The organism is Stenotrophomonas geniculata ATCC 19374 = JCM 13324 (assembly GCF_001431625.1).
GTDB classification, from domain to species: Bacteria; Pseudomonadota; Gammaproteobacteria; order Xanthomonadales; family Xanthomonadaceae; genus Stenotrophomonas; species Stenotrophomonas geniculata.
On sequence record NZ_LLXT01000121.1, the window covers coordinates 1 to 12,656 of the forward strand.

At 66.4% G+C, this 12,656-nt stretch carries 3 protein-coding genes; 2 read left to right on the forward strand and 1 reads right to left on the reverse strand.

All coding sequences use genetic code 11. The features are described from left to right. Positions 1 to 633 precede the first annotated feature (633 nt). Both ARC63_RS14970 and ARC63_RS14975 read left to right on the forward strand, forming a co-directional pair. Complete coding sequence (locus ARC63_RS14970; protein WP_057503674.1) at positions 634 to 1,743, forward strand: DUF3667 domain-containing protein; 1,110 nt, start codon at positions 634 to 636, stop codon at positions 1,741 to 1,743. A 75-nt stretch (positions 1,744 to 1,818) separates the two neighbouring features. Then, positions 1,819 to 2,262, forward strand: a complete 444-nt coding sequence (locus tag ARC63_RS14975) for a GNAT family N-acetyltransferase (RefSeq protein WP_057503675.1) — start codon at positions 1,819 to 1,821, stop codon at positions 2,260 to 2,262. Between the two features lie 57 nt (positions 2,263 to 2,319). Here the strand turns inward: ARC63_RS14975 and ARC63_RS14980 are convergent. Then, a partial coding sequence (locus tag ARC63_RS14980) for an autotransporter-associated beta strand repeat-containing protein (RefSeq protein ID WP_057503676.1) occupies positions 2,320 to 12,656 on the reverse strand: 10,337 nt, incomplete at its 5' end.

The window sequence follows — 12,656 nt, forward strand, 5'->3', positions numbered from 1 at the left end:
TTTACAATCACGGGACACAACACAGGACACATGTCCGGTTTGCGATCTGCTGCAGGGTCAAAGGGTTAGATTTGGGTCGATCCGATCCCCCTCTCTCCGCCAGATAACTGAAAAAGGCTGCCTGAAAGGGCAGCCTTTTTCAGTTATCTGGCGCGGGACGCGAAGTGCGCTGCGCGCGCTTCGCCCCAATCGTTGCTGCGCAACGTTTGGGCCCCTCCCTTTGCCTGCCTCTCCCCGCCCCTGCCGGGGCAGCCCCTCAACAGAGGGGCTTGTTCCTCCAGAGACGTCGGTAGATCCACGCCATGCGTGGATGCTCTTCGCGCGCCCCCCCCCTGCTTCCCCACATGCTCCTCAAACAAGCTGGCGCGGGACGCGAAGTGCGCTGCGCGCGCTTCGCCCCAATCGTTGCTGCGCAACGTTTGGGCCCCTCCCTTTGCCTGCCTTCTCCCCGCTCCTGTCGGGGCAGCCCCTCAACAGAGGAGCTTGCTCCTCCAGATCCATCAGTAGATCCACGCCATGCGTGGATGCGCTTGATCGCCTTACGCACGCTCGATAGCACCCCAAAACAAAACTGAACGAATCCTGAAAATTCGCTATCGTAGGCGCCTTCAACCGACGCTTGGCCCATTGCCCATGAGCTCGATCGACAGCGCTCACGCCGCCTGCGAAAACTGCGACACCGCCCTGCACGGCCACTACTGCCATCGCTGCGGGCAATCGGCGCACAACCCGCTCAAGCATGTGGGTCATGCCATCGAAGAAGTGTTCGAATCCTTCTGGCATCTCGATGGGCGTATCTTCCGCACGCTGCGCGATCTCTGGGTGCCGGGCCGCATCGCGCTGAACTACCTCAAGGGCCGCCGGGTCGGATACGTGCAGCCCCTGCGGCTGTTCGTCATCCTCACCCTGTTTACGTTCTTCGTCGGCAAGCTCTTCGTGCACGTCGACGATTTCAGCATCGGCGGTGGCACCAACTCTGTGTACGCCAAGACCACGACAGTGGAGCAGGTCGAAGCCGCCCGCGCGGCGCAGCTGGCGTTGATCGACCAACAACAGGCCAACTCACCCGGAACCGGCAACGCCGGCTTCGCCATGGCCAGGGCCGCAGTGAATGCCGCAGCCGCGCAGCGCAAAGCCGAACTCACTGGCATCGGCAAGCAGGCCGCCGCGGCGGAGCACGGCACGTTCTTCAACCACACCGTCAACGGAAAGCCCTGGGATGCGGACACCAACCCCATCGTGATGGCCGGCTGGCCCCGGTTCGCCAACAACTGGCTCAACAAGCGCCTGCACAACGGCAACGCCAACATCCAGCGCATGGGGGGCAAGACCGATCTGTACATGCAGGCGATCCTGACCGCATTGCCCGGCGCCCTGTTCTTCCTGATGCCGGTGTTCGCACTGGTACTGCGCGTCGCCTACATTCCGCGGGCGATGGGTTATCTGGAACACCTGGTGGTGGCGCTGTACAGCCATTGCTGGCTGATGATGGTGCTGCTGGCAACCTTCCTCATCGCCGGCAGCAGCAGCGCGCTCGCATCACCCGCATTCGGCGCCGTCAGCCAATGGCTGTATGCACTGTTGTGGCTGGCAGTACCGGTCTATCTGCTGTGGATGCAGCAACGCGTGTACGGCGGCAACAAGGCGCTGACCGTACTGCGCTACCTGGCCATCGGCGGCGTCTACCTGTTCCTGGTGAGCTTCGTGGTGATGTATGCGGTGCTGGCGGGAATCTCGGCCTGAGGGATACACGCACGGCATCACGCCCATGAATCCACGCATGGCGTGGATCTACTGGCGATCGTCTATCGTGGGCCCATGAACCTCCGCCTCTACTACCCCACAGATGCCAGCGCCTGCCTGTCGATTTTCGACAGCAACGTACCCACCTACTTCGCGCCCGAAGAGCGCAGCGACTTTGAACGCTTCCTGCGCGAACAAGCCACGGACTGTGCATTCCAGGTCATCGAGCGCGATGGCAGCATCGTGGCCTGTGGCGGCCTGTCGCGACGCAGCGACGGCAGTGCCGGTTTCTGCTGGGGGATGGTCCAGCGCGCGCTGCACCGGCATGGACTGGGCCGCGAACTGGCACTGGCACGCCTGCGCCAGGCTGAAGCGGATCCCTCGATCAAGCGCATCGCGCTCAGTACCAGCCAGCACACCCAGGGCTTCTATGCCGGGCTGGGCTTCCAGGTGACGCGGATCGTGCCCGATGGCCACGGCGCCGGGATCGACGCCGTGGAAATGGAGCGGGAGCTCTAGCGCTCCCGCCCCGGCCCCATCCGCGCAGTGCGTGGATCTACCGCTGGCCCGCTCCCCTCAGAAGCCTACGCGCAGGTTGATCTGCCCGCCAACATCACGGCGGCCATCGCCGTGCTGGCCCTGCACGAACATCGACAGCTGGCTGTTGCGGCCGAGCCCAACCGCCACGCCGACCTGACTGACCAGCGCATTGCGTGCCATCACCGCGCTGTAGACGTCGAACGCGTTGCCACCGACGGCGAAGCGGTTGCGGCTGGCCACATCGGTGTCACCCGAGGCGTGCTGCCAGCCGAGGCCGACCGTCAGCTGTGCCGGGAAGCGCTCGCCGCTGCCCACATCCCAACGTCCACGCACGCCCACGGTGCTGACATTGAGCGTGTCCTTGCCGCCTTCCAGCTCCAGTGCAGCAGTGCCACCCTGCTCTACTGCGCGATCGCTGTCGACCCAGTGCTTGGTGAACTGCACGTACGGCTGCAGCTGGGTCCTGCCATGGGTCCAGGTCCAGCTGCTCTCCACCTGCGCGATGGTCACGTCCGAGTCCTGGCGGCTGTACAAGGTCTGGCCCAGCAGCGGCACCTCACGTGTGGTGCGCGTACGGTAGTCGCCGCGCGATACGCTGCCCCCCACCGCGAAGCCGTTGTTCCACTGGCCCTGTGCATACAGGCCGAACGTGTTGCCACGCAGGCGGGCCCGCGAACTGCGATCGTACAGGCGCGTATCCAGCCGCTCGTTGCCTGCGGCCGCACCCAGCACCACGTGCTCGCCCAGCGGCCAGTCCACGCCCGCCATCAGCGCATTGCGGTTGGAGCGGATGTCATCGCCGTTGCCGTCACCGTCCTGGCGGAACACCTTGCCACTGCCGGCCAGCCACGCCGAAGCACGCTCACCACGCACGGTCGGCAGCTCACTGCCCAGGCGCTGGCGGATACCCTCTTCCAGGTAATTGTCGTACAGCAGCACCGCGCGGCTGGCCGCATGCACTTCACCGGACAGCTGGTCGAAGGCAGCGCGCGCGGTACCCGCGTCATACATCAGCAGCGTGTTGTACAGGCCCAGTGCCGAACCACTCTGCGGCAGGCTGTCCAGCGCTGCGGCGGTGTTGTACTGGTTGCGCGTCTTCGCCGCCGTGGTGAATGCCGCGGTCTGCGCCACGTCGATCTGCAGGTTGGCCGTGTTCGCGGTGTAGACCGGGGTGATGGTCAGGAAGGCCGACGGCGTGGTCGCCGAGGCGAACTGCCCGCTCACCCCACCGCCCGCGTTGACCACGGTGTACTGCTGGCCCTGCTGGTAGCTGGTGCTCGGCGAGATGGTGTTCACCTGCACGGTGCTCCCAGCCACGTTGGCACTGCCGCCCACCTGCACCGTGTCGCTGCCGGTGGCACCCAGATCGATGCCCAGCGTGCTGCCCGGCGACAGGGTCAGGTTGCCCCCCACCGTGATCGTGCCGGTGCCATTGCCCGCACCGCTGCCGTTGCCCGGACCATTGCCCGGCGACAGCACGCCGCCGCTGGATACAGTCACGCCACCGCCGGCGCCACCGATGGTGCCGGTGCCGGACAGCGTGGTGCCGCTGCCGATGGTCCACTGGCCGCCGATGTTGCCGGTGACATTCAGGCCACCGCCGGTGACCTGGCCGGTACCGCTGAAGCCACCGCTGTTGCCGCCCAGGTTCAGGCCCCCCGGGCCGGCCTGCACGATGCTGCCACCACCACTGATGGTGCCGCCCAGCGTGGTGGTGCCACCGGTGTTGATGATCAGGCCACCGTTGTTGGTGATGTTGCCGGTGACCGAACCGCTGGCCCCGCCGTTGCCGACCTGCACCGTGCCACCTGCATTGATGGTGGTGCCGCCGGTGTAGGTGTTGTTGCCGGTCAGCGTGATGGTGCCGTTGCCGGCCTGGGTCAGGCCACCGCTGCCACTGATGGTGCCGCCAACGGTGGTGTTGCCACCGATGTTGAACACCAGGCTGCCGTTGTTGCTGACGTTGCCGGCGATGGCACCGCTCGCGCCGCCGTTGCCAACCTGCAGCGTGCCACCGGTGTTGATGGTGGTGCCACCGGTATAGGTGTTGTTGCCGCCCAGGATCAACGTGCCGCTGCCGGCCTGGGTCAGGCCACCGCTGCCGCTGATGGCGCCGCCGACGGTGGTGTTGCCACCCACGTTGAACACCAGGCTGCCGTTGTTGGTGACGCTGCCGCCAATCGCACCGGTCGCGCCGCCATTGCCCACCTGCAGGGTGCCACCGGCAGTGATGGTGGTCGGGCCGGTATAGGTGTTGTTGCCGGTCACGGTCAGCGTGCCGCTGCCGGCCTGGGTCAGGCCGCCGCTGCCGCTGATGGTGCCGCCCAGCGTGGTGTTGCCCGCCACGTTGGACACCAGCGTGCCGTTGTTGGTGACGTCGCCCACGATCGAGCCGGTCGCACCGCCGTTGCCAAGCTGCAGCGTGCCACCGGCATTGATGGTGGTACCGCCGGTGTAGGTGTTGGTGCCGGTCAGCACCAGCGACCCACTGCCCGCTTGGGTCAGGCCACCCGTACCGCTGATGGTGCCGCCCAGCGCGGTATTGCCGGCCACGTTGGAAATCAACGCACCATTGTTGGTGATGTCACCGGCAATCGAACCTGTGGCGCCGCCGTTGCCGACCTGCAGCGTGCCACCCGCATTGATGGTGGTGCCGCCGGTGTAGCTGTTGTTGCCGACCAGGGTCAGCACGCCAGCACCGGCCTGGGTCAGCGCGCCAGTGCCACTGATCGCACCGCCGACCGTGGTGTTGCCACCGACATTGAACACCAGGCTGCCGTTGTTGGCGACGTTGCCGGTGATCGCGCCGGTCGCACCGCCATTGCCGACCTGCAGCGTGCCACCGGTATTGATGGTGGTGCCGCCGGTATAGGTGTTGTTGCCGGTCAGGGTCAGCGTGCCGGCACCGGCCTGGGTCAGGCCACCGGCGCCGCTGATGGTGCCGCCCAGCGTGGTGTTGCCGGCCACGTTGGACACCAGCACACCGTTGTTGGTGATGTCACCGACGATCGCACCGGTCGCACCGCCATTGCCGACCTGCAGCGTGCCACCGGCATTGATGGTGGTACCGCCGGTGTAGGTGTTGTTGCCGGTCAACACCAGTGTGCCGCTGCCAGCCTGGGTGAGGCCGCCGCTGCCGCTGACCACGCCGCCCACGGTTGCCGTGGTACCGAGGTTGTAGACCAGGCTGCCATTGTTGGTGATGTCGCCCAGCACCGAACCGGTGCTGCCACCGTTGCCGATCTGCAGCGTGCTACCACCGTTGATGGTGGTGCCACCGGTATAGACGTTGTCGCCGCTCAGGGTCAGCGTGCCGGTACCGCTCTGCACCAGACCGCCGGTGCCACTGAGCACACCGCCGAAGGTGGTGCTGCCGTTGTTACCGCCGGTGGTCAGGGTCGCACCGCCCAGCACCACGCCGGATCCGGTCACGCCGGCCAGGCCTCCGATGCTCTGGCTGCCACCGGCACTGATGTCCAACGTGCCGGCGCCGGCCAGGTTCACCGTGCTGGCACCGGACAGGCTGCCACCGGCCGCCACCGCCAGCGTGCCGCTGTTGATGGTGGTGGTACCGGTATATGTGCTGGCACCGCCCAGGGTGACCGTTGCTGCGCCATCCTTCAGCAGGCCGCCAGCACCGCTGATCGGGCCGTTCAAGGTCAGCGCGTTGCTGCCGGCCAGGGTCAGCGTGCCGCTGGCCAGCTGCACGGTGTTGGCCAGGGTCAGCGCGGTGGTGCCGTCCAGGCTGGCATTGCCGCCCACGGTCAGCGTGCCGGTTCCCAGTGCACCGTTGTTGCCCAACGCAAGGCCACCGGCGTTGAGTGCCACGCCGCCACTGAAGGTATTGCTGCCGGTCAGGCCCTGGATCCCAGCGCCGTTCTTCACCAGGCCGCCGGTGCCGGTGATGTCACCAGCAAACGTAGTGTTGCCCACGCCATTGAGTGTCAGCGTGCTGCCACCCAGCGCCACGGTGCTGCCGGCCACGCCTGCCAGCGAGCCGATGGCCTGCGGGCCACCCGCGCTGATGTCAAAGGCGGTACCGGCGTTGGCCAGATTCACCGCACCCGTGGCAGCCAGGCTGCCACCGGCGCCGATCGCCAGCGTACCAGCGTTGATGGTGGTGCCACCGGTGAAGGTATTGGTGCCGGTCAACGTCTGGGTGCCCGAACCTTCCTTGACCAGGCCGCCGGTGCCCGCCACCGAACCACTGAAGGTGCCATTGGTAGCGCCTCCGATCGTAAGCGTGTTCGCGCCCAGATTCACCGTACCGCTGCCGATCAGGGTACCGAACTGCTGCGTACCGCTACCCGCCGACAGATCGAAGGTCGCACCCGAGGCCAGGTTGACGATGCCACTGGCGTGCAGGCTCGCGCCGGCGCCCAGTGCCAACGTACCGGCGTTGATGTTGGTGCCACCGGTATAGGTATTGGTGCCGTTCAAGGTCAGCGTCGCTGCTCCCTCCTTGGTCAGGCTGCCGGTACCACTCAGGTTGCCGTTGAGGGTGAGGTTGTTGCTGCCGAGTACGGTCAATCCGTTGTTGAGGATGAAGTTGTTGGCCAGCGTCACCGCGGAGTTCGAATCGAGCGTAGCCGCGCCTCCAACCGTCACCGCACCGGTGCCCAGCGCAGCGTTGTTGCCGACCACCAGGCCACCTGCGTTGAGCGCCACGCCACCGCTGAAGGTGCTGGCGCCATTGAGCGTCTGCACGCCTGCGCCGTTCTTGATCAGGCCGCCATTGCCGCTGATCGCACCGTTGAAAGTGCTGTCCACGGTACCACCCAGGGTCAGCGTGCTGCCGCCCAGTGCCACCGTGCTGCCGGCCACGCCGGCCAGCGAACCGATGGCCTGGTTGCCCGCCGAGATGTCGAGCGTGCCGGTGCCGGCCAGGTTCACCGCGCCGGTTGCGGCGAGGCTGCCACCGGCACCGATCGCCAGCGTGCCACTGTTGATGGTGGTACCCCCGGTGTAGGTGTTGGCACCGCTCAGGGTTACGGTGGCCGCACCGTCCTTGATCAGCCCGCCCGTGCCGGAAATCACACCGCCCAGTGTCAGCGCCTGGCTGCCGAGCAGGTCGAGATTGGCACCCGAAGCTAGGTTGATGTTGTTGGCCAGGTTGACGCCGGTCGATGCATCCAGTGTCGCGTTGCTTGCGACCGTCAACGCACCGCTGCCGAGCGCAGCGTTGTTGCCGACCACCAGTCCACCGCCGTTGAGTGCAACGCCACCACTGAACAGATTGGCGCCGCCCAGCGTGAGGATGCCGGCGCCATTCTTGACCAGGCCACCGGTGCCGGAAATCGCGCCATCGAAGAGGCTGTTGCCCACACCACCGAGTGTCAGCGTCTGTGCCCCCAGGCTCACCGTCGAGCCCGCCACGCCATTCAACGACCCGATGGTCTGGCTGGCCCCTGCGGTGGAGATATCGAAGCCGGTGCCTGCAGCGCTCAGCGTCACAGCGCCGCTGGCGGCCAGGCTGCCGCCCGGACCAATCGCCAGCGTGCCGGCATTGATGAAGGTCCCGCCGGTGTAGGTATTGGCACCGGTCAGCGTCTCGATACCGGCACCGACCTTGGTCAGGCCACCCGTGCCTGCGATCGAGCCGCTGAAGGTGCCATTGGTGGCGCCACCGACCTCGATCGAGTTGGCACCGAGGTTCACCGTACCGTTGCCGACCAGCGTGCCGAACTGCTGCGTGCCACTGCCGGCAGACAGATCCAGCGTGGCGCCGGTGGCGAGGTTCACGGTACCGCTCGCCGCCAGGCTGGCACCGGCCCCCAGCGCCAGCGTGCCGGCGTTGATGTTGGTGCCACCGGTGTAGGTGTTGATGCCATTCAAGGTCAGCGTCGCGCTGCCATTCTTGGTGAGGCTGCCGGCCCCGGACAGGACGCCGTTGAGCGTCAGTGCATTGGTCCCGAGCACGGTCAGCCCGGCGTTGAGCGTGATGTTGTTGGTCAGCGCTGCCAGGCCGGTGGTATCCAGCGTGGCGGCACCACCAACGGTCAATGCGCCGCTGCCCAGCGCCGCGTCATTGCCCAGGACCAGCCCGCCTGCGTTGAGTGTCACGCCGCCGCTAAAGGTGTTGGCGCCGGACAACGTCTGTACGCCCGCGCCCACCTTGATCAGACCGCCACCGCCACTGATCACGCCGTCGAACGCGGCGTTGCCGGCCGTACCGAAGGTCAACGAATTGCCGCCCAGCGCCAGCGTGCTTCCGCCCGCACCGTTGAGCGCGCCGATGGTCTGGCTGCTGCCGGCACCGGAGATATCGAAGCCAGCACCTGCGCCCAGCGTGATATCACCCGCTGCGGCAAGACTGCCGCCCATGCCCAGCGCCAGCGTACCGGCGTTGATGGTGGTACCGCCGGAGTAGGTATTGGCACCGGACAGCGTCAGCGTGGTGGCACCATTCTTGATCAGGCTGCCATTGCCGCCGATCACACCCGACAGCGTCAGCGCGTTGCTGCCCGGCAACGTCAGTGCAACGCCCGAGCCCAACGTGACTGCATTGCCCAGTGTCACCGCAGCGCCTGCATCCAGCGTGGTACTGGCATTCACCGCCAGCGTGCCGGAACCGAGTGCGCCGTTCGCGCCGACCACCAGGCCACCGCCGTTCAAGGCCAAGCCACCACCGAAGGTATTGGTGTTGCTGAGCGTCAGCAGGCCTGCACCGTTCTTGATCAGGCTGCCGTTGCCAGCCACCACGCCACCAAGGGTGAGATCGTTGCTACCGCCCAGCGTCAGCTGTGTACCGGCACCAAAGTTCACCGCGTTGGCAAGGTTCAGTGCCACCGTGTTGTCGAGGCTGACGGTGCCACCCACACCGAGCGCGCCGGTCCCCAGCGCACCGGCGTTGCCCAGCACCAGCCCACCGCCATTGAGCGCCAGGCCACCGCTGAAGGTGTTGGCACCGGACAGCGTCTGGATGCCAGTACCGGTTTTGACCAGGCCGCCAGTGCCGCTGATCGCGCCATCAAAGGTGGCGTTGGCATTGCTGCCGAAGGTCAGCGAATTGCCGCCCAGCGTCAGCGCGGTTCCGGCCACGCCGTTCAACGCAGCGATGGTCTGGTTGCCGCCGGCCGCGGAAATGTCAAAGCCCGCGCCGGCATTGCCGAGCGTCACATCGCCGCCCGCCGCCAGGCTGCCACCGGCCCCCAGCGCCAGCGTGCCGTTGTTGATGGTGGTGCCGCCGGCATAGAGGTTGGCACCGCTCAGGGTCAACCGTGCCGCACCGTCCTTGATCAATCCACCGGCGCCGAACACCGGCCCACCCAGCGTCAGGTCGTTGCTGCCCAGCACGGTCAGATTGGCACCTGCGGCCAGGCCGATGCTGTTGCCCAGGTTCAGTGCGGCGCTGGCATCCAGCGACGCGTTGCCACCCACATCCAGTGCGCCGGTGCCCAGTGCGCCGGCATTGCCCAGCCGCAGCACACCGGCATTGAGGCCGACACCACCGGAGAAGGTGTTGGGGCCATTCAAGGTCAGCGTCGAAGCGCCGTTCTTGACCAGTTCGCCGGTTCCGGCGATGACACCGCCCAGCGTTACATTCTCCGTGCCAAGCAGGTTCAGTACCGTGCCTCCGCCCAGATTCACCGCATTGCCCAGGCTGAGCGCCACACTGCTGTCCAGCGTCGCGCTTGCGCCGACATTCAGTGCGCCCGTGCCGAGTGCACCGGCATTGCCCAGCAGCAGGCCACCACCGTTGAGCGTCAGCCCACCATTGAAGGTATTTGCGCCGTTGAGGGTCAATAAGCTGGCACCGTTCTTCACCAGGCCACCTGCGCCGGAAACCACGCCGCCCAGAGTAATGGCCTGTGTGCCCGGCAGCGTCAGCAGCGCACCACCGCCGAGCGCGACATCATTGACCAAGCTCAGCGGGGCACTGCCGTCCAGCGAAACACTCCCGCCGACGCTGAGCGCCCCGGTACCCAGCGCACCGTTGTTGCCCAGCAGCAGACTTCCGGCGTTTGCGCTCAGTCCACCACTGAACGTGTTGTTGCCGTTCAACGTCAGCAGCGACGCACCGTTCTTGACCAGGCTGCCGGCGCCGGTGATGTTGCCGGCCAGGGTCAGGTTCTGGCTGCCCGGCAGGGTCAATGCCGCGCCAAGGTTGATCGCATTGCCCAGGTTGAGTGCTGCAGTGGTGTCCAGCGAACCGTTGCCACTGACCGTCAGCGCACCGCTTCCCAGCGCGCCGGCGTTGCCCAGCACCAGGCCGCCGGCCGCAAGATTCAGCCCACCACTGAAGGTGTTGGCGCCGGTCAGCGTCTGCACGCCACTGCCCTGCTTGATCAGGCCACCGGTGCCGCCGATCACGCCGGCGAAGGTCTGGTTGGTGGCATCACCGAAGGTCAGCGTGCTGCTGCCCAACGTCACCGTGCTGCCAGCGATGCCGGACAGTGCGCCGATGGTCTGGTTGCCCCCCAGCGAGATATCCAGTGTGCTGCCCGCGCCGGCCAGGCTGACCGCGCCGGTCGCCGCCAGGCTGCCACCACTGGTCAATGACACCGTTCCGGCATTCACCGCCAGCCCACCGGTGAACGTGTTCGCGCCGCCCAGCGTCAGCGTGGCAGCGCCGTTCTTGACCAGGCTGCCGGCCCCGCCAATGACACCCCCCAGCGTCAGCGCGTTCGAGCCCAGCACATTGAGCGAACCACTGGCGCCCAGTGTGATGCCATTGCCCACGGTAAGCCCGGTGCTGGCGTCGAGCGATACCGCACCGCCGACGTTCAGTGCCCCTGCTCCCAGTGCACCGCCGTTGCCCAGCACCAGGCTGCCCGCGTTGAGCGCCAGACCACCGCCGAACGTATTGGCGCTGTTGAGGGTCAGTGACGATGCACCATCCTTGATCAAGCCGCCGGCGCCACCGATCACCCCGTTGAACGTGAGCGCCTGCCCGCCAAGCAGATTCAGGCTGGCGCCGGCACCGAGGTCGACGGCATTGGTCAACGCCAACCCGGTCGTGCCATCCAGCGTGGCATTGCCGCCGATAGACAGCGTGCCGCTGCCCAACGCGGCGTTGTTGCCCAGCAGCAGGCCACCGCCGTTGAGCGCGACGCCGCCGCTGAGGTTATTGACACCGGACAGGGTCTGTACGCCGGTACCCAGCTTGATCAGACCACCGGTGCCTGCGGCGAACGTGCCGGCATAACTGGTATCGCCCACTCCACCGAGGGTCAGCGTGTGGCTGCCGAGATTGACCGAACCACCGAGGCCGGCCAGCGAGCCGATGGTCTGGTTGGTCGCCGCTGAAAGATCCAGGCTGGTACCAACGCCCAGCGTGATCGCACCGGTGGGCGACAGGCTGCCACCCGCGCCCAGCGCCAATGCGCCGCCAGCCAGGTTGAAGCTGCCGGTCAGCGAATTGGCGCCATTCAAGGTCAGCGTGCCGGCACCGTTCTTGGTCACGTTGCCGGCACCGGAAATCGAGCCACTCAATGTCAGCGCATTGCTGCCCAGCAGGTTCAGCGAGCCCCCGCCATTGACCACCAGGTTGTTGCCCAGGTTGAAGCCCGCCGTCGTATCCAGCGAGGCGCTGCCACCCACGGTCAGGTTGCCGCTACCGAGCGCACCGGCATTGCCCAGCACCAGGCCACCGGCATTGAGGTTGACGCCGCCACTGAACAGGTTTGCACCGCCCAGTGTCACCACACCGGTATTAGTGACGGTGAGGCTACCCCCACCGGACAACACGCCACCCAGACTGAAGGGGTTGCTGCCACCGAGGGATAGCCCAAGGCCGCTGCCGAGGGAGAAATTGTTGGCGAGGGTCAGCCCCGCCGTGCTCGCCGCGATGCTGCCGCCGGCACTGGTGATTGTGCCCAAGCCGAACGCGCCTGGATCATTGAAGTTGGCCAGACCGCCATTGAGGGTCACCGCACCGGTACCCGACCACGGTCCCTGCAGGTTCCAGGTGCCGCTGTTGACGGTCAGCTTCTGGAAGCCGATGTAGTTGGTCCAGCCGATGCTCGATAGCGGGCCGTTGTTGCTTGCGTTGTCCTGCAGTACAAGCATATTGCTGGCGGCACCAGTACCGGCGCCTGCGTTGACAGTGCCCGCCGCTGCAACCTTGACCCCGGTTACGCCCGTGAGCACGCCGGCCCCGATAAGACTGCCACCGGCGGAGACCGTGGATCCGGCCACGGCGGTAAAGGTATTACCACCGGTCGAATCGCCCAGGTGCACGCTGCCGTTGACCGTTCCCGCATTGAGGAAGGTATTGCCCGACGAAGAGCCCAATCCCACCCGCCCGTTATTGCTGCCATTAGTGCTCTCATTGTCGCCGCCCCCGCCATAGGTCACCACCGTAGTCGCATCAACGACATTGCCAAGGCCGATCAGTGACACGCCAATCGTGCCATTGTTGGTAATGGTGG

What these genes read in the sequence shown, in the direction of transcription:
- ARC63_RS14975 (WP_057503675.1), top strand. Translation starts at nt 1,819, where the DNA reads ATGAACCTCCGCCTCTACTACCCCACAGATGCCAGCGCCTGCCTGTCG.
- ARC63_RS14970 (WP_057503674.1), top strand. Translation starts at nt 634, where the DNA reads ATGAGCTCGATCGACAGCGCTCACGCCGCCTGCGAAAACTGCGACACC.